Origin of the sequence: Methylophilus sp. Q8 (assembly GCF_000800115.1) — a bacterium.
Classification (GTDB): domain Bacteria; phylum Pseudomonadota; class Gammaproteobacteria; order Burkholderiales; family Methylophilaceae; genus Methylophilus.
On sequence record NZ_JUHE01000001.1, the window covers coordinates 1,083,642 to 1,105,923 of the forward strand.

Here is a 22,282-nt window from a genome sequence, read left to right on the forward strand (position 1 = left end):
CACTTTAGACAAATGAAGCTTTGCCGCGTATGACCGTTGAAAAGTATGCAGTGATTGGTCATCCAATCGAACATAGCAAATCGCCATTGATCCACCAGGCCTTTGCACAGCAATTCAATAAATCCATCGTTTACGAGAAGGTGCTGGCGCCTTTGGATGGCTTTGCTGCAACGATTGCGCGCTTGCAAGCCGACGGTTATGTGGGCGCCAATGTGACGGTGCCATTTAAGTTTGAGGCTTTTGATGCCTGCCAGGATTTATCTGCGCGGGCGCAGGCGGCAGGTGCGGTGAATACTTTAAGCTTCAAAGCTTCGCAGTTGCTTGGTGACAATACGGACGGCTGCGGCCTGGTCAACGACATCCTCAAACATCAGCAAACGCGCCTGGCTGGTAAAACCATATTGTTGCTTGGTGCTGGTGGTGCTGCGCAAGGCGTGGTGTTGCCTTTGCTTGAACAGCAGCCCTTGCAACTGACCGTTGCTAATCGCAGCCTGGATAAAGCGCAGGCCATGGCAGATCGTTTTGCCGTAGACGCTGCGCATGTGCAGGTGAAATTGCAGGTGCAGACATTTGCCGACTTATCGCAAGGCTATGACGTGGTGATTAATGCTACCTCAGCCGGGTTAAACGATAGTGTGTTGCAAATTCCAGCACTGGTATTCCAGCAACATACGCTGGCCTACGACATGATGTATGGCAGAGACACGCCATTTATGCAGCAGGCGCGTGCAGCAGGCGCGCGCGTGGCAGATGGCTTGGGCATGCTGGTAGAACAGGCGGCCGAAGCGTTTTATCTCTGGCATGGTTTGCGACCAGACACTGCTTCTGTGATCCAGTCTTTGCGTCAGTCCTAGGTTTCTCACAATGAAACAAGCCATTAAACTGTTTTTTGGCCTCTTGCTGCTGTGGGTTTGCCTGTACCAGGTGTGGGCGCTATTGCATATTGTATGGTGGATTGAGCATAACCCGACCTCCACCGCGTTTATGGAAGCACGCCTCGAAGTCATGCAGGAAAGTCACCCTGATGCAAAGTTGCAGCAGCAATGGGTGCCCTATGCAAAAATCAGCAACCACTTAAAGCGCGCTGTGATTGCAGCCGAAGATAGCAAGTTTGTCGACCACGAAGGATTTGACTGGGTGGGCATAGAAACTGCGTTCGAGAAAAACCTGAAAAAAGGCAAAATTGTTGCGGGTGGTTCCACCATCAGCCAGCAATTGGCCAAAAACTTGTTTTTATCCGGCCACCGGACGCCGTGGCGCAAAGCGCAAGAGGCGGTCATCACCTTTATGCTAGAAAAGTTATTGACCAAGCGCCGTATTCTGGAAATTTATCTTAATGTGATTGAGTGGGGCGATGGTGTGTTTGGTGCCGAAGCGGCCTCGCGTCATTACTTTCATGGGAATGCCAGATCACTTGGACCAGCAGAGGCTGCCAGGTTGGCGGCCATGATCCCGAATCCACGCTTTTATGATGTACATCGCAGCACACGTTACCTGAGTCGTCACGCTGGCACCATACAGGCGCGCATGCGATTGGTGAAATTACCCTGATTTTAAGGGCTTGTTTAAGCTATTAAACCCTCATACCGCCACATACAATGTTTTATATAAATATATGTATGTGGCTTTACCACATCCGTATTGGATGCACTGTCAAATGACAGCGCATCTCGGGGACCGGTTGCATGTTGACCTAGCCCTTGACAGCGAGATGTTTTAATAAGGGTATGAGGTAACGGCCAGTATAACTGGCCGTATTTTTTGCCAGTTCCTCAGGCGCACCTACGCCAACTACCACACCGCCACCATCACCGCCCTCAGGCCCCATGTCAATCAGCCAGTCAGCCGTTTTAATCACATCCAGGTTGTGCTCAATAATCACCACTGTATTGCCGGAGTCGCGCAGTCTGTGAATCACATCCAGCAATAATTGGATATCGGCAAAATGCAAACCAGTGGTTGGTTCGTCCAGAATATACAGTGTACGGCCAGTATCGCGCTTGCTCAGCTCCAGTGACAACTTGACCCGTTGCGCCTCACCACCAGATAGTGTGGTGGCCGATTGCCCCAGCGTAATATAGCCCAGGCCCACATCCAGCAGGGTTTTCAGTTTGCGTTCTATGACCGGTTGCGCATTAAAGAACTGGTGCGCCTGCTCCACGGTCATGGCCAACACCTGGTGGATATTTTTGCCTTTAAACTGAATTTCCAGTGTTTCACGGTTATAGCGCTGGCCTTTGCACACATCGCACGGCACATACACGTCCGGCAAAAAATGCATTTCAACGCGCAGTACACCATCGCCCTGGCACGCCTCGCAGCGACCACCTTTGACGTTGAATGAATAGCGGCCAGGGCCATAACCACGCGCACGGCTTTCAGGCACGCTGGCAAACAAATCGCGAATAGGGGTGAACAGGCCGGTATACGTGGCCGGATTGGAACGCGGGGTGCGGCCGATCGGGCTTTGGTCAACATCAACCACCTTGTCAAAGAACTCCAGGCCGTCAATGCTTTCATGCGGCGCAGCTTCGGTGGTGCTGCCATACAAATGTGTTGCCACCACGCGATAGAGCGTGTCGTTGATCAGCGTGGATTTGCCACTACCGGAGACGCCGGTGACGCACGTGAGCAGTCCCACCGGGATTTCGACGCTGACATTTTTCAGGTTATTGCCGGTGGCATTGTTCAGTTTGATCCAACGCGCAGGGTCAGGTTGGGTGCGCGGCAATTTAAAGGTGATCTGTTTTTTACCGCTGATATATTGCCCGGTCAGCGAATTGGGATCCGCTTCAATTTCCGCTGGCGTGCCAAAAGAAACAATATTGCCGCCATGCTCACCAGCCCCAGGGCCAATGTCGACAACAAAATCAGCCAGTTGAATCGCATCTTGATCATGTTCGACCACAATGACGCTATTGCCGATGTCGCGCAGGCGCTTCAGGGTTTCCAGTAAGCGGTCGTTATCACGCTGGTGCAAGCCAATCGAAGGCTCGTCTAGCACATACATCACGCCGGTGAGGCCGCTACCGATTTGTGAGGCCAGGCGGATACGCTGCGCTTCGCCACCAGACAAGGTTTCTGCCGAGCGCGACAATGACAAATAATCCAGGCCGACATTGGTCAGGAATTTCAGGCGGTTCTCGATCTCTTTGACGATTTTGTCGGCAATGGCCAGCTTTTGGCCGCTGAGTTGCAGCGTTTCAAAAAAGTGTAGCGCCTGTTTTAGCGGCACTTCGCAAATCTGGTGGATGTTGCGGTCACCGACTTTGACGTGACGCGCTTCACGGCGCAAACGTGTGCCCGCGCAATCCGGGCAGCTGGTCGCGTTGATGTATTTGGCCAGTTCGTCACGTACTGCCGTTGAATCACTTTCGCGGTAGCGCCGTTGCAGGTTGTTGATAATGCCCTCAAAGGTGTGCGACTTGCTGAAAAATGTACCGCGTTCATTGAGGTATTTAAAGGTGATTTGTTCGCGGCCAGAGCCAAACAGCAGAATTTGCTGGGTGTCTTCCGGCAGATTCTCAAACGGCGCTTCCAGGTCAAAGCTGTAATGCTGGCTCAGGCTGGCCAGCATCTGGAAGTAAAACTGATTGCGTTTGTCCCAGCCTTTAATGGCGCCGCTGGCGAGTGACAAATGCGGAAAAGCCACCACGCGCTTGGGGTCAAAAAACGTGACCTGGCCGAGGCCGTCACATTTGGGGCAGGCACCCATGGGGTTGTTAAAGCTGAATAAACGTGGCTCTAGCTCGACCAGTGAGTAATCACATACCGGGCAGGAAAACTTGGCTGAAAACAGATGTTCTTTTTCATTATCCATTTCCAGGGCAATCGCTTTGCCATCGGCCAGTCTCAGGGCGGTTTCGAATGACTCAGCAATACGCTGTTTCATATCTTCGCGCACTTTGAGTCGGTCCACTACCACGTCCACACTGTGTTTGGTCGTTTTGGCCAGTTGCGGCAGGCTGTCCATTTCGTAGACCTTGCCATCAATACGCAAACGTACAAAACCTTGTGCTTTGAGGGTATCGAATAAATCGAGCTGCTCGCCTTTGCGGTTAGACACCACAGGAGCCAGAATCATCAATTTGGTGTCTTCGGGCAATTTGAGGATGCTGTCCACCATCTGGCTGACGGTTTGCGCTTCGAGTTTGATGCCATGATCCGGACACTCAGGGTCCCCGGCACGTGCATAGAGCAAACGCAGGTAGTCATGAATTTCAGTCACGGTGCCCACGGTAGAACGCGGGTTGTGCGAGGTGGATTTTTGTTCGATGGAAATCGCCGGCGATAAGCCTTCAATCAGGTCGACATCAGGTTTGTCCATGCGTGCCAGAAACTGGCGGGCATAGGCGGATAAACTTTCGACATAGCGGCGCTGCCCTTCTGCGTAGAGCGTATCAAAGGCCAGTGAAGATTTTCCGGAGCCGGAGAGGCCGGTCACCACCACCAGTTGGTTGCGCGGAATATCCAGATTGATGTTCTTCAGATTATGGGTGCGCGCCCCGCGAATTTTGATAAATTCCATGATACTTTCACGAACAGACAGCCAACCTGATAATATACGCAATTATTCAAAATTAAGCCAAGTTTTCTTACAGATTCATGCAGTTCTCCGAAAAAATGACCCGAATAGAAACGCGTGCCACTGCGGCCTTGGCGTCTATCTACGGGCTGCGTATGTTGGGCATGTTTTTGATACTGCCTATTTTTGCGATTTATGCTGAAACTTTGCAGGGCGGGGATAACCACGCACTCATCGGTCTGGCACTTGGCGCCTATGGCTTTATGCAGGTGATTTTTCAGTTGCCATTTGGCATGGCATCTGACCGTTTTGGCCGCAAAAAGCTGATTTACCTGGGCTTGATCATGTTTGCGGTGGGCAGTGTGTTTGCCGCCACCGCGCAAGATATTTACATGGTGATTGTGGGCCGTGCGATTCAGGGTGCGGGCGCGATTTCTGCCGTGGTCACCGCGCTGGTGGCAGACTCCACACGTGAAGAACACCGTACACAAGCCATGGCCATGATAGGCGCCACCATCGGCGTCACATTTGCTGTGTCGTTGGTGGCAGGGCCGATTTTAAATCAATGGATAGGGGTGTCAGGCATTTTCTGGTTAACCGCCGTGTTATCTATTTTAGCCATTGGCGTGGTGAAGTTTGCTGTGCCAGAGCCCTTGCATGCGCACTTTCACTCCGATGCGCAAGCCGCACCTGCCAAGATTCGTGAAGTGCTGCGTGACACCCAATTATTGCGCCTGAACTTTGGCACTTTTTGTCTGCATGGCGCACAAATGGCCATGTTTATGGTGGTGCCGTTTGCCATTAAGCACAGCACGGGCATGAATGAAAATACGCACTGGAAAATCTACCTGCCGGTGTTGGTGCTGTCATTTATCCTCATGGTGCCTGCCATTATTTATGCCGAGAAAAAAGCCAAACTGAAACCGGTGTTTATCAGTGCAGTCGGCCTCATGTTGCTGACACAGATTGCATTTATGTTCAGCCTGAATAGCTTATGGGGCATTGTGGCGACGCTGTTCTCATACTTTGTTGCATTTAATGTGCTCGAAGCCTCTTTGCCGTCGCTGATCTCAAAAATGGCCCCCGTAGCTTCTAAAGGTACGGCGATGGGTATCCACAATACCGCGCAATCGTTTGGCATGTTTTTGGGTGCAGCCCTGGGCGGCTGGTTATCACACAGCTATGGCAGCCCCACCGTATTTGTCTTCTGTGCCGCCTTGATGGTGATCTGGTTTGGTCTGGCGCTTGGCATGCAGGCACCGCCTAGTGTCAAAACAAAAATGTTCCATATACAAGAAGGGTATAATGACGAGCAAGCCGCCATCCTGGTGCAGGATATCCGTGCCATGGAAGGCGTGTATGAAGTGGTCGCCATTCCTTCAGAAACCATGCTCATGGTAAAATTGGAAAATCAGCGCAGCAAAGAATTTCAGGCGGCATTGTCGCAAGCAATCATGAATAGAATAGGGGAGTAGTGACACCATGGCATCAGTCAATAAAGTGATTTTGATGGGTAATCTGGGGCGTGACCCGGAAGTGCGCTATATGCCAAACGGCGAAGCCGTGGCTAACTTCAGCATCGCCACCACCGAAAACTGGAAAGACAAATCCGGCGTACGCCAGGAAAAAACCGAATGGCACAACATTGTCATGTATCGCCGTTTAGCCGAAATCGCCGGTGAATACCTGAAAAAAGGCCGTCCGGTGTATGTTGAAGGCCGTTTGCAAACCCGTAAATGGGAAAAAGATGGCGTCACCCGTTACAGTACCGAGATTGTGGCTGACCAGATGCAAATGCTGGGTACTGGCCGCGAAGGTGGCAGCGCGCCTTATGAAGGCGGCGATATGGAACAGGGCGGTGGCGGCATGGACGATTACAACCAGGCACCTGCGCGTCAGCCAGCCATGGGTGGCGGTAATAATGCGGGCGGTGGTAACCGTAATGCATTCCAGCCTGCCCCAGCGAGCAAGCCAGCCGGTAATTTTGACGATTTTGACGACGATATTCCATTCTAGAGTCGAACGTTATATATCAAAAAGCCCCATTAATTTAATGGGGCTTTTTAGTTTAGGCGTTTTTCTTTGTCACATTCAAACACTTGGCGATGACCAGAGCATTAGAGTGACAGCATGATGATTTAGTATAAGAATAATGCCGAGGTCCAGATTCTGGATTGATCGCGTTGTCTAGCGGTAATAAAAAGCGGGTGTTCACGATGGGTTGCCAAGTGCAGCGATGGCAAATCAATCTTTCCAGAGACATCGCGTGGTAACGCCTGATCAGTGATACGCTCAATCGATACTTTTAATTCTGCGCCGGGTAACTCCTTTGCGATGGTTTGATTGTTGAGCAAGGTATCTCCATCCAGCTCCAAAACGACGGTTGGCGCGTGGACATAAGGCTGAGGTTCTAATGGGTCCCCAACCTTGATATAACTATCAATGCGTGACTTCAGCGTAATTTTGCAACCCCTTAAGGTTGAAACCTGCAGCTCTATGCTGTCGCTGTCGCCGTTGGTATCCGTACGAAATCCAAGCGTGGTTGCATTTTCGCGCCAGCAAACTTGCTCTGGATGATCGAGCCCAAATGCGGTGAAGTCATTGATCAACGCGCCGGTGATTTGAATCTCTCCAGTCCAATAGGCGCCGCGGTAACGATCCTTGATTCTGGCACCGCCCAGTCTGATACGGATACGATTGTTTGCAAAGCCCAACTCTTCATGCAAATTGCGCATCCAGATAACTTGGTCGCCGTCATACAGGCTAATTTCCTCCCACCCTTGGTCACCAAGTAATTGATATTGGAGTGGGATAGTCTCATCCAATGGGTAAGCATCTCCCATGAGGTGTGCACCCTGGCTCAAGCTGGCAAAACTACGTTCGCCAGTCGTGGCAAAGGTATGTCTTGCACGCAAGGCTTTGGCTACGCCTTCCCGGTCAAATTGCTTGGCAAGTACGCCTGTGAGGCCGCCTCGTGAACCAAAAACCGCCGTTGCAGGCACCCCACCACCGCAACGTCCCTGGTGTTCATCGCTGTTGGCGGCAGCACCTACACGGTAGCCGCGTTGAAGTGCTTCTGCGTAAACCCAGTGAAACTGCCCCCAGGCCGAACTTACTTCTATCAATCGTTCCAGTTCAGGATGGTGCCAGTCGAGGTTGCATCGCCGACCACCTACATGGGACATCATCAGATGGCCTTCGGGGTCATGCGCATAGGCGGCATACAAATCATCTACTGGCCAGGCACCTGGTTTGAGTGTGCCATGTGTAAACTCATTCCATTCGAATGAGCGCACCAGGCGGCCATGATGATCAAAAGGGAAGAGTGGTTTGCTATCGCGTAAAAATACGATATTACGGTCTCCACCGGCGCAGGAGTTACCGCACCATTCAGTGCCAGGATAGCATACGAATTTACCGGGTTCATTGAGATTATGGATGAGTTCAACGGCCTTGTCCCAGCGCTGTTCAGTGATATTGAAATCATTGGCGGTGTAACCCAATACATCTAACCCAGCCACGTCGCGACCATAGCTAAGGTTGTACAAGGTGTCATTGGTGCCTACTGTATCATCCGAGTGTACGTGCAAGTCTGCATACAATGGGCGCAAGGTGCCTGCTTCAGCTGAAATATTGACATAGGCTTTGGCTGCTGTTGCTGGTGAATCTTGCACTTGTGCGACTATTGTCCATTCACCTGGCTGATTCAGTTTGATATTGCTGTGACGCACAATTGCCCACCCTTGCTCTGCCAAGGTAAATGGAAGGTCCTGTACTGCATCATTTGGCCCATGAAGCTTCAAAAGGCCTGTGAGCGGTAAGTTGCGGCAAGTATTGCCCCAGGCATCATCAGCACGTACGATAATATCGAAAGGTTCTTCGCGGTTCACCAGGCGTGGCGTTACAACCTGCAGCGTGGATGGCTCGCCGGGGACAATGTCGAGTAATACATCTCCTGGTACTTCGGCAAATTTTGAGCTGCCTAGCGGGTCAATAAAGAGCCTGAATTGGAAGTCTTTTTCAACAAAGCTTTGAACACGTGTGCCAGGCCCCCCCTGGCGACGATCACCCAATCGAATGGTGATGCGGTCGCCGGGATTTAAATAGCCATCGACAATATCGACGATGACCGTTTTCTGGAAGGGTCTTTCATGTCCCTTCTGGTCAAACCTCACCTTCAGGCTTTGCACGGTGGCAGGGCTTTGTCCCGCTACTAATTCTCCCGCATGATATTCAGCTGAAATGTAATTTGCACCCGCTGGGTCACTGGTTTGAAACAATGCCCAATCAGAGTAAAACTTGAAAGCGAGTTTAAGCCAGGCGCCATCTGCCAAGCCAGAGGCACCGACTTCATAAGTCAGTATCAATTCGGTCCATTCACCTGCAATAATTTCACGGCGGTTAGCCGTGATGCTACCAAGGAATGGTTTACTTTTATTGCGCTCATAGAGTCCTTGTGGCGCAATATAATGCCCTGCTTCATTTTTAGGATCAAAAGTTTTCATACCCTGTCTCTTTAGTTAACACGCCAGGTTTGGTAGTGTTTTTCCAAGCGTTTGAATACAAACGTTTCCATCAGCCACGCAATCAGCCCAATGATGACAATGCCTAGTAAAACCTGGCTGCTATTGCCAATCTGGCCGCCCATGGAAACCATCCAGCCTATGCCTTTGGATGCCCCTATCATTTCAGCCGCAACCAAGGCACGCCATGCCTGGCTGAAGCCGATGCGGAGTGCTGCCGTGACGAAAGGCAAAGAGGCGGGCACATATACATGCAAAATGATTTGTGTGGTGCTGGCCCCCAACGTGCGCGCAGCGCGTACTTCGCCACCACGTATGCTTTGTATGCCTTCCTGTATGGTGATGGCCATGGGGAAGACTGCAGCGATGAAAATCACCATCACGATGGACCAGTACCCCAAACCAAAAATGATCATGGTTAATGGCGCCCAGGCCACAGGCGGAATGGCCATAAACAGGCTATTCAGCGGCGATATAAAATCACGGAACCGGTTGGATAGCCCGGCTAACGCGCCAAGCAGGATTGCTATGACGGTTGCCAGGGCAAAGCCGCCGAGCTCTTCATACACACTGGCTTCTAAATGCCGCCAAAGACTGCCATCATTGATCCAGCGTAGAGCTTCTCTGGCCACATCCCATGGTTGCGGCAAGATGTACGAAGGATAAAAGCTGGCGATGATGCTCCAGGCGATGAGCAGGAAAGGTAATGACAGCCAGCCCCAATTAAAATCTGATTTAAGTGACATTGTGAATTACTTCAAAGACTGCTCAGCTTTTTGCAGAAACGTGGTGTCTACGACCTGCTCCACTTTCAGCGGTTTATTAATGAAGCCCAGTGATAATGAGTAATCCATTAAGCGTTGAATAAACAGCAAGTCTTTTGTATCCAGGCGGGCTGACCAACCCATGCGTTTACGGGCCTCTTGCACAATATCTTCTGGCTTGACGGTCTTGCCGTTTACACCTGGTGTGTTTTCAAGTTTGAATTCCTGAGCAATGATTTGATTCGACTCTTCTGGATGCGACTGCAAAAATGCGATTGCTTTTAAGTGTGCCCGCAGTAACTTAGTCACGTCTTCGGGGCGGTTTTTCAGCGTGCTGGGTAAAGAAATCACCACATACCAGGGATATTGCGGCAATTCTTTATTCACATCCAACACCAGCTTGCTTGAGCCGCGCAATAATGACTGGCTCACAAACGGTTCCCATGAGAAGGCTGCGTCTACTTCATTATGCTCAAGTGCAGCGTTCATATTGGCGGCTGGCATGTTGATAATGGACACATCCTGTTCAGGATCCAGCTTGGCTTTTTCTTTCAAGACGTAGCCACGCAGAAGTACATCCATGCCGCTGCCCTTGGCAACACCAGCCAGTTTTTTTCCACGTAGGTCACTCACCGTATTGATGGGGCTTTTCGCGTTGGCAATGATTGCCGCTTGCCCATAATTAACTTGTGCCAGAATCTTGCTTTCCAGCCCGCGTGAAAACCAGTGGTAGACAGGGGGTGAGCCCACATAAGCGATATCCAAGTCGCCAGCAGCCACGGCCTGTTGCAGCAAGGGGCCATCATTAAAAGATTTGATATCTACATTGAGCCCTTCGGCAGCATAAAATCCTTTCTTATCGGCAATGACGGCTGGTGCGTTTGCCATGGCATACACCCAGCCGATACGCAGTGGTTTATCTTCTGCGAACGCAGCAACAGTCGATACGCCCAGAACGGCGAGCATGATGAAAGATGTAGTGATGAGTTTTTGGATCATTTTTGATACTTTCTGGTTATGCGTTGATATTGGAAACACTTAAGTTTGTATGGATGACATCCGCTATCGTGCCCATCAATGTCGTCCGGTGCTCTATAAAGCTTGGCAGTTTGCGTGTGTGGATGCTGGTTCTTGGGCGGGGAATATCAATCGCCTGTTCGCTATGGATTCCTTGCGGCGCAATGCCGAGTACCACCACGCGATCCGCCAGAAAGATGGCTTCATCAATATCATGGGTAATGAATAGTACGGTTTGCCCTAGTTCAGACCACAAGCGCAAGGTCTCTTCATTGAGGTGGCTGCGTGTGATGGCATCCAGTGCGGCGAAAGGCTCATCCATCAATAGCAACGCTGGTTCCAGAGCCAGTGCACGTGCCAGAGAAACCCGTTGCTGCATCCCGCCTGAAAGCTGGTAAGGCAGTTTGCCTGCTGACTTGTCTAATCCAACCAGTGAGAGGTAGTGCATCGCCTTCTCGGTCTGCTCTTTCTGGCCAAGTTGATTTTGCATTCTGAGCCCGAAGCGTACGTTCTCAAGTGCCGTCAACCAGGGGAACAGCTGTGGAGATTGAAAAACATAGCCGAGTTCTGGCATTTCTGGGCGAACAGGTTGATGGTTGATGCTGATGGTGCCTGATGTCGGTTGCTGGAAGCCTGAAAGCAGGTTTAGAAGCGTGGTTTTGCCACAACCGGAGGGGCCAAGCAATGAGACAAACTCACCGGGTTGAGCATGTAGCGAAAATGCATTAAATACCGCATGCCCGTTTGGATAGGAAAAACTGATATTATCAATTGATAATGATGCGGCGCGCCTTTGCGGTGGTGCTGGTTGCACAGCCGATAAATTATTTTGAGTTGCCATGAGCGATCAACTATGTAAAATTTGCACGAATAATACAAGTTAATACAAGTTGGCACAAAGAATAAAAAAATATATTCTTATAACTTATTTATCTATCGCTTTTATCTACCGTTGCGATCACCCAATAGCAGGCATGCGTTTGATAAGCGTCATTCATGCACACTGAGATGGACTTAACCTTGAAACAGACACCCTTCACTCTTGTTCGTGAAAATCCAACCTCTTTGTATTTGCAGATTTCATCATTGCTACGCGAAGAAATCAGCAGTGGTTTGTATGAACCTTCTGGAAAGTTACCCTCTGAAGCGGAGTTAGTCAGGCGATTTGAGGTCAGTCGAATTACGGTCAGGCTTGCTTTGGATCAACTGGTTGAAGAGAAAATCGTTGAACGCAAGCAAGGCAAAGGCACTTACGTTTCTAACAAGCAATTACGTCATGGGTTGGATACACTGCGTAGCTTTTATGAGTCGCTGGTGATTCAGGGCCTTAAACCTGAAATGCGGCTGCTTTCACGTCAGCTTGCCGATATCCCAGAAGCCATCAGCAATGTGTTTGGCGCAGGCATGAATAAAGGCCTGCGGATTGAACGCTTGCATCTTGTCGATGGTCAGCCGATCGCTTTGGGAACCAGCTATTTGCTTGCAGAGGTGAGTGCTATCAGTTGGGAGTCGATTGAGCAGCAACCGAGCTATAAGGCCATTGAGGCGATTACCGGTCTGCAAGTTGCCAGAGCTGATTTAGCGATTACAGCGCAATTGGCGGACGAAAAATATGCCCGGCTCTTAGAGATAAGCATAGGCATGCCATTGTTAGTGATGAAAAGAGTGTCTTATTTATCTAATGGCATCTGCTGTGATCATTCACTGTTTCATATACGCCCGGAACATTATGAGTTTGTGTTGAGTAGTTATTTCAAACAGATCGGGTCCGGGCAGTAATATTCTGCATGCTTGTTTAAGTGCTGGCGCCCGTCCCGGAAACCAAGGCGAGTTGGTGGCCGAGCTTATGCTTCTTGGTCGCTAGGTACTCTGCATTATGGGGATGGCTAGGGATTTCCAGTGGGACGATTGTTTCCACAATGATGCCATCGGCAGCGAGCGACTGTGATTTGTCCGGGTTATTGCTCAGTAAGCGTATGGATGCCACCTGCAAATGCTGTAACATGGCCGCTGCTATATCGTATTCGCGCTGGTCTACTGGTAAATTCAAGGCAAGATTGGCTTCCACGGTGTCCAACCCTTGTTCTTGCAGTGCATACGCGCGGATTTTATTGGCGAGCCCGATGCCGCGCCCTTCATGCCCGCGTAAATACAAAATCACCCCTCGTCCTTGCTGCTGTATCAGGCGCTGTGCCTGCTTGAATTGCTCGCCACAATCACAACGTTGTGAGCCGAATACGTCGCCGGTCAGGCACTCGGAGTGCAAGCGTGTGAGTACGCTGGTGTGGCCTGCCACATCACCGAGCACCAGCGCAATATGCTCAATGCCAGTTCTGTTATCCTCAAAGGCATGCAAGCGGTATGTGCCGTATTCAGTGGGCAGGTTGGCGCTGGCTTTGGGCGTGATCAACGCCTGCAAAGAAGTGACAGCAGGTTTGAGCGCAAGGTTACTTGAGGGCATTGATAGCTCCCATTTTAATCAACTTGGCGCGCAACACATTGCGGCTTAAGCCCAGCAGTTTGGCGGTTTGCACCTGGTTATGATGGCAGTGGTGGTAGGCGGCGCGCACCAGGGCATCTTCAAAATAATCGTAAAGCTGGGGTTTGCCAGATTCAAACAGTTGCTGCAAGGCTTCTTCCAGTAAGTCGGGTGCATGACTGCCGGCCTGCGGCGAGTGCTCTTGCTTGGGTCTATGCAGCGAGATGGAGGATAAATGTAAGTCTTCACTACGCACCAGGTTGTTGCGGCAAATCAGCAGCGAGTGGTGAATCACGTTCTCCAGTTCGCGGATATTACCAGGCCAGCTGTGTTGCACCAGTTTCTGTTTGGCCGAGTCATCCAGGCGGATCTCTGCGTAACCCAGGCGGCGTGTATATTCGCTGACAAAATACTCGGCCAGCGGCAAGATATCGCCTGGCCGGTTTCTTAAGGTAGGCAATTCCAGGTGGGCGACACGCAGGCGGTAAAACAGGTCTTCGCGGAAATTACCGGCCTGTACGGCTTCTTCCAGGCGGACATTGGTGGCGGCGACCAGGCGGACGTCAATTGGCGTTGATTTTCTGGCGCCCAGGCGCACCACTTCGCGCTCTTGTAACACGCGCAGCAGTTTGACCTGGATGCTCAGCGGCAAGTCGCCGATTTCATCTAAAAACAGCGTACCGCCGTTGGCGGCTTCAAACCAGCCGGCCTTGGCGACAAATGCACCGGTAAAAGCGCCTTTTTCATGCCCAAACAATTCGCTTTCGACCAGGGTGTCAGAAAAGGCGCCGCAGTTGACGGCGACAAAGGGTTTGCCTTTGCGCTTGCTTAAGGCATGCACATGGCGTGCAATCAGTTCTTTGCCGGTACCGGTCTCGCCGATGATGAGTACATTCGCGTCGCTGGGCGCAATTTGCTGGATACGACTGAGCAAGGCAATGGATTTAGGATCCTCAAACACTTGTGCGGTGGCACGAATAGACGTGGTGAGCGCGCGGGAGTTGGGCAGCGTGAGTAGCTTCTTCTCATTCTCGCCGTAGTCCAATTCACCCGCCTGATCCAGATTCTCGATAAATTTGTCCATAATATTCATGAGTAAAATGTAGGGTTAGGGAAGCTACCAGTCAGCGCCCATTCACCCAGCTCCTTAATTTTGTAATCTAGTGGATCGTGCAGCGTATGCGTTCTCAAATTGCGCCAGTGCCGGTCCAGCCGCAGTCCGGCATGCGTCGCGCGTGACCCTGCCACTTCAAACATCCGGCTGGTGATATCCAGCCCGGTGCGGGTTGCCAGGACCTTGGCGGCACTGATGCTGGTCGCCAGCAAGCCGCGATCTTCCTCGGTGAGTGCCAGGCCCTTGGCCCAGGCGATATCCAGTTTTTCTGCCGCCTGGTTAGTCAGTGCACGCGTTGCTTCCAGGCCGACCCAAAATTCACCGTAATGGGCGAGGATGTACGGGTCCTGGCTGGTGATATCAACATTGGCATTCTTCCACGGCCGGGCTTCGCGCAAGGTGTAGTGTTGCGCGTCGTTAAAAGCGCCTTCGGCAATACCGAGGTAGATATTGGTTAATATGAGTTGCGCGATCAGCGGCCGCAAGCAGGCAAACGGGTTGCTGAGTGGCCCGGGCTCGGTGAGTAGCTCGTTTTCCTCCACCCTGACTTTTTCAAAGTTCACGCTGCCACTGTCGGTTTGGCGTTGGCCGATATTGTCCCAGTCATCGAGGATGGTCACGCCGGTACGCAGGGTTGGGATGGCGGCAATCACCAACTGACCATCCGTCTTTTTAATGGCGGAAGCAATCAGCATCTCGGAGTCCATGGCGCCCGAGCAAAAGCTTTTTTTGCCTGAGAATTCATGCCAATGGTCATAACTTTTGCACAGCGTACGTTCATCCAGCGGATTGAGCGCATTGCCCCAAAACCAGTTGGATTGCGCGGTTTGCTCGTACCAGCGTTCCCATTGGTCGGGCCGGGAGAAGAGTCGTACCGTTGCCAGCATCAGATGTTGAAAGCCATAGACATGCGCAATCGAGCTGTCTACTTTGGCAAACTCTCTGACCACTTGCAGCGTCTCTTGCCAGTTGGCACCGTAGCCGCCGTACTGGCGTGGGATGATCAATGACAGCAGGCCGCTGTTGCGGATCGCATCCCGTTCCAGTTTTGGCGTACCGCCCTGATGATCACGTTCCACGGCGGTCAGCGAAAACGATTCTGCCAGTTGTTTGGCTACCGCCAATGCATGCTGGCCTTCATTGAGGCGTGCCGTTGGCGGGATTGCAAAAGTATTTATATTCAAAAGTAATATCCATCTGGTTGCATATGCTTAATAGTTCAGCATGATTTGTGCCAACTCCGGCAGGGGCCGTGAATCACTACTGCTATGGCAGAAATTGTCGGGTAAATGAAAAAATAATTCTTATAAATCATATGGTTGAGAAAATTTTGAATGGTTTTCCGGCCGCATCGTTTTTTGCCGGACAGCGATCTCCGTCACCCTGTTGCTGAATAATCAGCACACATGCTGCTGATACAGCAGCACCCGCAGAAAATATGCTGATTATTCAGCAACAGCGTTCGGTGTCTTTGTAAGTAACTGAATTTAATGATTTTTATTTGTGGCATGCTCTTTGCACTAGGCTTTCCATGTATGCAGCATGAATAGAAGGAAACACACAACATGGAAATATTCTGGTTTTTACCCACGCACGGTGACCAGCGTTATCTTGGCACCAGCACAGGTGCCAGACCGGCAACACTCTCTTATTTAAAGCAGATTGCACAGGCGGCAGACCGCCTGGGTTACGGCGGGGTGCTGGTGCCCTCCGGGCGCTCTTGCGAGGATGCCTGGGTGATTTCCTCGGCCTTGATCAATGAAACCAAACAGCTCAAATTTTTGGTCGCGACGCGGCCCGGCTTTATTTCACCGGTGGTATCTGCGCGCATGGCATCGACGCTGGATCGTATTTCCGGCGGGCGTTTACTGATTAATGTGGTGGCGGGCGGTGACCCGGTAGAACAGCAGGCGGAAGGCAGCTTCCTGGATCATGATGCCCGCTATGCCGAGGCAGAAGAATTCCTGTCTATCTGGCGGTCGGTATTGACTGAAGACGCCGTCGATTATGAAGGCGAGTATTTACGCGTCAAAGGTGCGAGTTTACCGACCGGCAGCCTGCAAAAGCCTTATCCGCCGCTGTTTATTGGCGGGGCCTCTGAGGCGGCGATTCAGCTCAGTAGCAAGCATATTGATGTGCATTTGACCTGGGGCGAGCCGCCAGCAGCTGTGGCCGAAAAAATCAGGGTCATTCGTGCGGCGGCTGCAGCACAAGGCCGTAGCATCCGTTTCGGTATCCGCTTGCATGTGATTGTGCGTGAGACCAGTGAACAAGCCTGGCAAGCGGCTGAAGAACTGATTTCGCACGTGACCGATGACACTATTGCTGCGGCACAGGCCGCTGTCGCCAATTTTGATTCGGTGGCGCAAAAACGGATGACCGAGTTACATCATGGCCGGCGTGACAAACTCGAGGTCTCACCCAACTTGTGGGCCGGGGTGGGGCTGGTGCGCGGCGGGGCGGGCACGGCGCTGGTGGGTAATCCACAAGAGGTGGCTGACAGGATTAAAGAGTATCAGGCGCTTGGCATTGATTATTTTATTTTCTCTGGCTATCCACATCTGGAGGAGTCTTATCGCGTGGCTGAATTGCTGTTTCCCTTATTGCCTGTTAACCAGCAGGCCAGCGCCGAAGTCAGTATCAATACCAATATGACGGGGCCGTTTGGTGCGGCCAAACCGGTCAAGCATGCGGCATAGGAGGGATGATGACTCTGGCACTGAATTCACGCCTGGACGACGTTGAGGCATCACATGGCATTGTGTTTGGTGGCACGCCACGCGAGCGGGCCAAACAGCTTTGCGACTATCTGGCAGAAACCGCGATTGAGCGCGATGCCGCGGGCGGTACACCGTATGAACAGCGTCAGGCGGTACGAGATAGCGGGCTGTTGAAGTTGCTGATACCGAAAACCTATGGCGGCCTAGGCGGCAGCTGGCAGGAAATCTACAGCATTATTCGCCAGATCGCGCGTGTGGACAGCTCGATCGCACAGGTATTCGCTTTCCAGTTTTTGATGCTGACTTCGATCCGCCTATATGGCAGTGAGGTGCAATGGCAGCACTATTTCAAGCTGACTGCCGCGCAAAACCTGTGGTGGGGCAATGCCTTGAACCCTTTGGATAACCGCACCGTGGCACGCAAAGGAGCAGCTGGCTATGTGTTTACCGGGCAAAAGAGCTTTTGCTCCGGCTCCATGGATTCTGACTACCTGATTGTGTCTGCGATTGAAGAAGGCACAGGCAAGTTTCTGGTGGCCGCGGTGCCAACTGATCGTAGCGGTATCCAGCTCAATGGCGATTGGGACAATATCGGCCAACGGCAGACAGACAGTGGCAGCGCTGAATTTAACCAGCTGCGGGTGGAAGACAGCGAATTGCTGATGAACCCTGGCCCGTTGAGCTCGCCATTTGCCAGCCTGCGTTCATTGGTAGCGCAACTGATTTTTACCAATATTTATCTCGGCATTGCCGAAGGCGCGCTGGCAGAAGGTGCGAAATATACGCGTAGCAGCAGCCGGGTCTGGTCAGGCTCTCTGGCGCAGACCATACACGAAGACCCGTTTACCTTGCTGCATTACGGCGAGTTCTGGGCCAGCTTGCATGCGTCGGCCGTGCTGGCAGATCATGCGGCAGGCTTACTCGATCACGCCTGGCAGCAAACCTTGGGTCTCGATGAGCTGACCCGTGGCGAACTGGCGCTGGCAGTGTTCTCGGCCAAGGTCAACGCAACGCGTGCCGGGTTGGATGTCACTACCCGCGTGTTTGAAGTGGCTGGCGCCCGCGCCACCACCGCCAAGCTGCGCATGGACCGCTTCTGGCGCAATTTGCGCGTGTATACCCTGCATGACCCGGTGGACTACAAACTCAAGGATTTAGGTGATTGGGCACTTAATGGTCAGTACCCCACACCGAGTTTCTACGCCTAACGCATACTAAAGAAAGTTTATGAAACAAAAAATTATCGATCTACGCAACCGTCCTGCGTTTCTGCATGACTTTTTTGGCGCTACGCCCAACACCCCTGCTTATGACACTGCCAAATGGCTCAACCAGCGTGTGGGTTCGCTTGAACCCGAGCATTTTCGCCGCTCATATACGGTAGAAGGCTATTTGCAGGAGATCGACCAGGCCGGGATTGATATTGCCGTGGTGGTGGGGCGTGAGACGCCAGACCTGACCATAGACGACCAGCAGATTGCCGACCTGGTCAAACACAGTCCCAAACTGGTGGGCCTGGGTTCGGTGGATATTGAAAGCCGTGGCGTAGACAGTGCCTTGGCCGCGATTGAAAAAGCCATCAACCATTACGGCTTCAAGGCCATTAATATCGAACCCGGTTTTGGCAAACCGGCACGCCAGGTCGACGACCCCATTTTTGACCCGGTCTACGCGGCTTGCCAGCAGCATGGCGTACCCGTGTGCGTGATGTCCGGCCCCACCACGCCAGACCTGGACTACGCGCACCCGAATGCGGTGGCCAGGCTGGCCAGAAAATATCCCAACCTCAACATTATTTGTTTCCACGGTTATTACCCGTATGTGAATGACATTGTCGGTGCGGCGTTCCGTTATCCAAACCTGTACCTGGTGCCCGATATGTATATTTTCCAGCCTGGCGCCGAATTATATGTACAGGCGGCGAACCAGTTTCTGGGGGATCAGTTACTGTTCGGCACCTCTTATCCTTTCAGGCCGATGAAGCAAACCATAGACGACTTTGCCGCCTTGGGTTTTAAAGATGCGGTGCTGGAAAAAGTGTTTTATCAGAATGCTGCGCGCTTGTTAAAGCTCAGCGTATAAGAATGCAGGCAGGAATAACTATGCAACCTCCGTTACCACCATTTGATGCCGTCGCCGATGCGGTAGAAGCCATTGCCAATGGTGAATTTGTTATCGTTGTTGATGATACCGATCGTGAAAATGAAGGTGATCTGATTATTGCCGCTGAAAAAATCACTACCGAGCAAATGGCTTTTTTAGTGAAATATAGCAGTGGCCTGGTGTGTGTGGCCATGCAAGAACAGCGTTTGCAGGCGCTGGATTTACCGCAGATGGTGACGCATAACGCCGACCCGTTCAGGACAGCGTTTACCGTCAGTGTCGATTACAAATATGGCACGACCAGTGGTATTTCAGCCGCTGACCGTGCACTGACTTTGCGGGCATTGGCAGACCCGTCCAGCCAGGCCAGCGACTTTCATCGGCCCGGGCATATTTTCCCCTTGCGTGCACGCTTAGGCGGCGTGCTGGAGCGGCCAGGTCATACCGAAGCTGCGCATGACCTGGCCGCGATGGCCGGTTTGCAACCGGTGGGGGTGTTGTGCGAAATCGTCAATGATGACGGTAGCATGGCCAGGCGACCAGACTTGCTGCGCTTTGCCAAACAGCACGGCTTAAAGATGATTACGATTGCCGATATGATTGTTTACCGTGAGCGGCAATTGCAGGTGACCTATCCACGTCAGCCTGTGCGCCCTGTTCGGCAACAAAGCACATTGCTCGATGCAGCCATGGTATATACTGGTTAAATCAACGATTGATCAATACAACAAAGCCCTCCATGTGAGGGCTTTGTTTTTACTGCAGCTAGTTTAAGTCTATGCTTAAATCCACGGATGACGCGGCGGTTTCACGTTATTCAGGCTGTAATTGCCCACGGCATGATACTTCCAGCGTACCGGGTCATGCAGGGTATGGGTACGGGCATTGCGCCAGTGGCGGTCCAGGTTGTACTCACCCAGCGTAGAACGTGTACCGGCCAGTTCAAACAGTTTGCTACCTGCCAGCAGCGCGGTTTCGGTACTCAATACCTTGGCTTCGGCCACGGCAATGGAGGCTTCTGCCACGGTGTCTTCGTTCGGGTTGCGTTGCGCTTCGTCTATGTATTCCCCGGCGCGCGCCAACAAAGCTTCAGTCGCGTGTAAACGAATCTGCAAATCGCCAATGTCTTTAATGGTATGTGGATCTTCGTAACCATGCTCCAGGTCAGTATCAATCCACGGGCGGGTATGGTTGCGGACAAAATGCAGCGTATCCTTGAACGCGGCGCGCGCAATGCCGGTATCTACCGCGGCCTGGATAATTTGTGCTACCGGACCCATGGCCGTCGGGCGGTCGAACGCCAAATGGTGTGGCAACACATACTCGCTGGGCACAAAGATATTTTCCAGCAGGGTGGTACCGCTGGCCGTCGTGCGTTGACCAAAACTGGACCAGTCATCAATGATGGTCAGGCCTTCTGCCCCGGCCGGTACAAAAGCCACCACGGTATTGTCGTGCTCATCCTTGGCCACTACCGGTACCCAGTCAGCCAGCAAAGCGCCAGAAGAATAGAATTTTTTGCCGTTTAAGAAGTAGCCGCTGTTGGTAGGTGTCAGTTTGGTTTTGACATCATTGACACTGCGGGTGCCGATTTCAGAAAACGCATTGCCAAAGCGTACGCCTTGCAGCACCAGCTCATAAAAAAACTTTTTCTGGAAGTCCGTGCCGTCCAGGCGCAGGCCTTCCACCATATACAAGTGGTTTTGCGGAATCTGCCCGATGCTGGGATCGGCTTCTGCCACCGTAGCAATGACTTCGGCCAGGGTTTTGTTCGACACAAACGCGCCGCCATATTCTTTCGGCACAGTAATGCCCCACAAGCCGCTGCTGGAGAATAAATCCAGTTCCTTGCGCGGCAGGCGTCTTTCTTTGTCACGCGTAGCGGCTTCTTTGGCGATTTCACTCGCGACTTGTTTGGCCACGGCAATCGCTTCGGCGTCACTGGTGATCACGTGCGCCGGTTGGCGCGGCGGGTGCTCGGGCAAATGCGCAATCTTGCTTGCATGTGCAGTCATATTGAATCCTTGTCAAAGTAAAGGTTGGGAATAAAGGCGCAGTGTTTCCATTAAAAAGCGGCTGCGCGTTGCCTTACTGCATTGCATTTAATATGCCAATTGTTAAGTGATTGAATTTAAACGATAAGGTTGGATTATGGGTTGTTGCACGCCTCTACAGAAACAGTTTTCTGCTGAATGCCTGCTGATTAATCAGCAATCGCACGTTGCCACAAGGTTATTTGAGCTCGACCTGCCTGCTGCATTTTGAGAAAAGTTGCTGATATATCAGCAGTGCATCAGCAAAACTAGCCTGAATTCAACACGTTGAAAATCATAAAAAACATCATAAGTATTTGATATTTATAATTAATTTAATCTGGCATGGATGCTGCTAATAGTATTGGTGAGCTGGCCTGCCTGCGATTGAACACACAAAGCGGCAGCAGCAACCTTAATTAGGAGTCATGATGAGCCGTCCGTTAAAAGTCACTGCCGTTTCCGGCAGCTATAAGTTGCCTTCCAGAACCGCTGCGCTGGTGGAAGCAATCACCCAAAAACTGGGGCAGCAATTGCCTATTGATCTGCATGTGATCGAGTTAAGTGAAATAGGCAGCAGCCTGGTCGCTTCTTACGACCCCAAAGCGCTGCCAGTGAAAGTGCAAAAAGATATCCAGGCCATTGAAACGGCTGACCTGCTGGTCGTGGCGACGCCGGTCTACCGCGCGTCTTATACCGGCTTATTCAAACACTTGTTTGACCTGGTCGATTATGAGGCCTTGGTCGATGTGCCGGTATTGCTGGCGGCGACCGGTGGCAGCGAGCGCCATGCCTTGATCATTGATCATGAGTTGCGCCCATTGTTCAGCTTCTTTCAGGCGCTGACCTTGCCGATTGGTGTCTATGCCACCGAAGCAGATTTTGAAAACTACCAGGTGAAAAACGAGGCGGTCACTGCCCGTATTGCATTGGCGGTGGAGCGTGCCTTGCCATTGCTCAAGCATAGAGAGCTTGTGAATAAAGACCGTTTGCTGGCGGTATAA

The 22,282-nt window shown here is 51.8% G+C and carries 19 protein-coding genes; 10 read left to right on the plus strand and 9 right to left on the minus strand.

All coding sequences use genetic code 11. The features are described from left to right. Positions 1 to 29 precede the first annotated feature (29 nt). Together aroE and mtgA are read left to right on the plus strand one after the other, a co-directional pair. Entirely contained in the window at positions 30 to 854 is an 825-nt protein-coding gene (gene aroE, locus GQ52_RS05265; RefSeq protein ID WP_047515701.1) for a shikimate dehydrogenase, read from the plus strand. Between the two features lie 10 nt (positions 855 to 864). After that, on the plus strand, positions 865 to 1,551 hold the full coding sequence (gene mtgA / locus GQ52_RS05270; RefSeq protein ID WP_047515703.1) for a monofunctional biosynthetic peptidoglycan transglycosylase: 687 nt from the start codon (positions 865 to 867) through the stop codon (positions 1,549 to 1,551). A gap of 142 nt (positions 1,552 to 1,693) precedes the next feature. On the opposite strand, the gene uvrA is transcribed toward mtgA, so the two are convergent. After that, positions 1,694 to 4,528: an excinuclease ABC subunit UvrA gene (gene uvrA / locus GQ52_RS05275; RefSeq protein WP_024930125.1), complete on the minus strand. Its 2,835-nt coding sequence runs from the start codon at positions 4,526 to 4,528 to the stop codon at positions 1,694 to 1,696. Between the two features lie 77 nt (positions 4,529 to 4,605). Here uvrA and GQ52_RS05280 point away from each other — a divergent pair, with 77 nt between their 5' ends. Both GQ52_RS05280 and GQ52_RS05285 read left to right on the plus strand, forming a co-directional pair. Further along, a complete protein-coding gene (locus GQ52_RS05280; protein WP_047515705.1) occupies positions 4,606 to 6,000 on the plus strand; it encodes an MFS transporter in 1,395 nt (464 codons plus the stop codon). 7 nt (positions 6,001 to 6,007) lie between these two features. Further along, on the plus strand, positions 6,008 to 6,541 hold the full coding sequence (locus GQ52_RS05285) for a single-stranded DNA-binding protein (protein WP_024930123.1): 534 nt from the start codon (positions 6,008 to 6,010) through the stop codon (positions 6,539 to 6,541). 122 nt (positions 6,542 to 6,663) lie between these two features. On the opposite strand, the gene GQ52_RS05290 is transcribed toward GQ52_RS05285, so the two are convergent. The 4 genes from GQ52_RS05290 to GQ52_RS05305 are packed head-to-tail and all read right to left on the minus strand — an operon-like array spanning position 6,664 to position 11,670. Continuing rightward, positions 6,664 to 9,030, minus strand: coding sequence for a hypothetical protein (locus tag GQ52_RS05290; protein ID WP_047515707.1), 2,367 nt, complete (start codon positions 9,028 to 9,030; stop codon positions 6,664 to 6,666). A gap of 11 nt (positions 9,031 to 9,041) precedes the next feature. Further along, positions 9,042 to 9,794, minus strand: a complete 753-nt coding sequence (locus GQ52_RS05295) for an ABC transporter permease (RefSeq protein WP_047515709.1) — start codon at positions 9,792 to 9,794, stop codon at positions 9,042 to 9,044. A gap of 6 nt (positions 9,795 to 9,800) precedes the next feature. Next, a complete protein-coding gene (locus tag GQ52_RS05300; protein WP_047515711.1) occupies positions 9,801 to 10,811 on the minus strand; it encodes an ABC transporter substrate-binding protein in 1,011 nt (336 codons plus the stop codon). A gap of 16 nt (positions 10,812 to 10,827) precedes the next feature. Continuing rightward, positions 10,828 to 11,670: an ABC transporter ATP-binding protein gene (locus GQ52_RS05305; protein ID WP_052179021.1), complete on the minus strand. Its 843-nt coding sequence runs from the start codon at positions 11,668 to 11,670 to the stop codon at positions 10,828 to 10,830. A gap of 179 nt (positions 11,671 to 11,849) precedes the next feature. Between GQ52_RS05305 and GQ52_RS05310 the strand changes: the two genes are divergently transcribed. Beyond that, positions 11,850 to 12,608 (plus strand): GntR family transcriptional regulator, encoded by a 759-nt coding sequence (locus GQ52_RS05310; RefSeq protein WP_200884045.1) that lies wholly within the window; start codon positions 11,850 to 11,852, stop codon positions 12,606 to 12,608. A gap of 16 nt (positions 12,609 to 12,624) precedes the next feature. On the opposite strand, the gene ribA is transcribed toward GQ52_RS05310, so the two are convergent. From ribA to GQ52_RS05325, 3 genes are read right to left on the minus strand one after another with little or no spacing between them, the layout of a single operon-like run. Continuing rightward, the gene (gene ribA / locus GQ52_RS05315; RefSeq protein WP_047515715.1) at positions 12,625 to 13,290 is read right to left on the minus strand and encodes a GTP cyclohydrolase II; all 666 of its coding nucleotides are present in this window, start codon (positions 13,288 to 13,290) and stop codon (positions 12,625 to 12,627) included. Continuing rightward, entirely contained in the window at positions 13,277 to 14,392 is a 1,116-nt protein-coding gene (locus GQ52_RS05320; RefSeq protein ID WP_047518535.1) for a sigma-54-dependent Fis family transcriptional regulator, read from the minus strand. Before GQ52_RS05320 ends, ribA begins: the two co-directional genes overlap by 14 nt. 5 nt (positions 14,393 to 14,397) lie before the next feature. Further along, the gene (locus tag GQ52_RS05325) at positions 14,398 to 15,606 is read right to left on the minus strand and encodes an acyl-CoA dehydrogenase family protein (protein WP_019880623.1); all 1,209 of its coding nucleotides are present in this window, start codon (positions 15,604 to 15,606) and stop codon (positions 14,398 to 14,400) included. Positions 15,607 to 15,987: 381 nt separating this feature from the next. Between GQ52_RS05325 and ssuD the strand changes: the two genes are divergently transcribed. Genes ssuD through ribB form a run of 4 tightly spaced genes read left to right on the plus strand, consistent with a single transcriptional unit; the run spans position 15,988 to position 19,952 of the window. Beyond that, complete coding sequence (gene ssuD, locus GQ52_RS05330; protein WP_047515718.1) at positions 15,988 to 17,121, plus strand: FMNH2-dependent alkanesulfonate monooxygenase; 1,134 nt, start codon at positions 15,988 to 15,990, stop codon at positions 17,119 to 17,121. 8 nt (positions 17,122 to 17,129) lie between these two features. After that, positions 17,130 to 18,350, plus strand: coding sequence for an acyl-CoA dehydrogenase family protein (locus GQ52_RS05335; protein ID WP_047515720.1), 1,221 nt, complete (start codon positions 17,130 to 17,132; stop codon positions 18,348 to 18,350). A gap of 19 nt (positions 18,351 to 18,369) precedes the next feature. Next, positions 18,370 to 19,224, plus strand: a complete 855-nt coding sequence (locus GQ52_RS05340) for an amidohydrolase family protein (RefSeq protein ID WP_047515722.1) — start codon at positions 18,370 to 18,372, stop codon at positions 19,222 to 19,224. A 20-nt stretch (positions 19,225 to 19,244) separates the two neighbouring features. After that, entirely contained in the window at positions 19,245 to 19,952 is a 708-nt protein-coding gene (gene ribB, locus GQ52_RS05345; RefSeq protein ID WP_052179023.1) for a 3,4-dihydroxy-2-butanone-4-phosphate synthase, read from the plus strand. Between the two features lie 75 nt (positions 19,953 to 20,027). On the opposite strand, the gene GQ52_RS05350 is transcribed toward ribB, so the two are convergent. Beyond that, the gene (locus tag GQ52_RS05350; protein WP_047515724.1) at positions 20,028 to 21,260 is read right to left on the minus strand and encodes an SfnB family sulfur acquisition oxidoreductase; all 1,233 of its coding nucleotides are present in this window, start codon (positions 21,258 to 21,260) and stop codon (positions 20,028 to 20,030) included. A gap of 446 nt (positions 21,261 to 21,706) precedes the next feature. Between GQ52_RS05350 and msuE the strand changes: the two genes are divergently transcribed. Continuing rightward, positions 21,707 to 22,282, plus strand: coding sequence for an FMN reductase (gene msuE, locus GQ52_RS05355; RefSeq protein WP_235272977.1), 576 nt, complete (start codon positions 21,707 to 21,709; stop codon positions 22,280 to 22,282).

Excerpts from the sequence above, each read along its gene's own strand:
- aroE (WP_047515701.1), top strand. The coding sequence starts at position 30 with ATGACCGTTGAAAAGTATGCAGTGATTGGTCATCCAATCGAACATAGC.
- mtgA (WP_047515703.1), top strand. The coding sequence starts at position 865 with ATGAAACAAGCCATTAAACTGTTTTTTGGCCTCTTGCTGCTGTGGGTT.
- uvrA (WP_024930125.1), bottom strand. The coding sequence starts at position 4,528 with ATGGAATTTATCAAAATTCGCGGGGCGCGCACCCATAATCTGAAGAAC.
- GQ52_RS05280 (WP_047515705.1), top strand. The coding sequence starts at position 4,606 with ATGCAGTTCTCCGAAAAAATGACCCGAATAGAAACGCGTGCCACTGCG.
- GQ52_RS05285 (WP_024930123.1), top strand. The coding sequence starts at position 6,008 with ATGGCATCAGTCAATAAAGTGATTTTGATGGGTAATCTGGGGCGTGAC.
- GQ52_RS05290 (WP_047515707.1), bottom strand. The coding sequence starts at position 9,030 with ATGAAAACTTTTGATCCTAAAAATGAAGCAGGGCATTATATTGCGCCA.
- GQ52_RS05295 (WP_047515709.1), bottom strand. The coding sequence starts at position 9,794 with ATGTCACTTAAATCAGATTTTAATTGGGGCTGGCTGTCATTACCTTTC.
- GQ52_RS05300 (WP_047515711.1), bottom strand. The coding sequence starts at position 10,811 with ATGATCCAAAAACTCATCACTACATCTTTCATCATGCTCGCCGTTCTG.
- GQ52_RS05305 (WP_052179021.1), bottom strand. The coding sequence starts at position 11,670 with ATGGCAACTCAAAATAATTTATCGGCTGTGCAACCAGCACCACCGCAA.
- ribA (WP_047515715.1), bottom strand. The coding sequence starts at position 13,290 with ATGCCCTCAAGTAACCTTGCGCTCAAACCTGCTGTCACTTCTTTGCAG.
- GQ52_RS05320 (WP_047518535.1), bottom strand. The coding sequence starts at position 14,392 with ATGGACAAATTTATCGAGAATCTGGATCAGGCGGGTGAATTGGACTAC.
- ssuD (WP_047515718.1), top strand. The coding sequence starts at position 15,988 with ATGGAAATATTCTGGTTTTTACCCACGCACGGTGACCAGCGTTATCTT.
- GQ52_RS05335 (WP_047515720.1), top strand. The coding sequence starts at position 17,130 with ATGACTCTGGCACTGAATTCACGCCTGGACGACGTTGAGGCATCACAT.
- GQ52_RS05340 (WP_047515722.1), top strand. The coding sequence starts at position 18,370 with ATGAAACAAAAAATTATCGATCTACGCAACCGTCCTGCGTTTCTGCAT.
- ribB (WP_052179023.1), top strand. The coding sequence starts at position 19,245 with ATGCAACCTCCGTTACCACCATTTGATGCCGTCGCCGATGCGGTAGAA.
- GQ52_RS05350 (WP_047515724.1), bottom strand. The coding sequence starts at position 21,260 with ATGACTGCACATGCAAGCAAGATTGCGCATTTGCCCGAGCACCCGCCG.
- msuE (WP_235272977.1), top strand. The coding sequence starts at position 21,707 with ATGATGAGCCGTCCGTTAAAAGTCACTGCCGTTTCCGGCAGCTATAAG.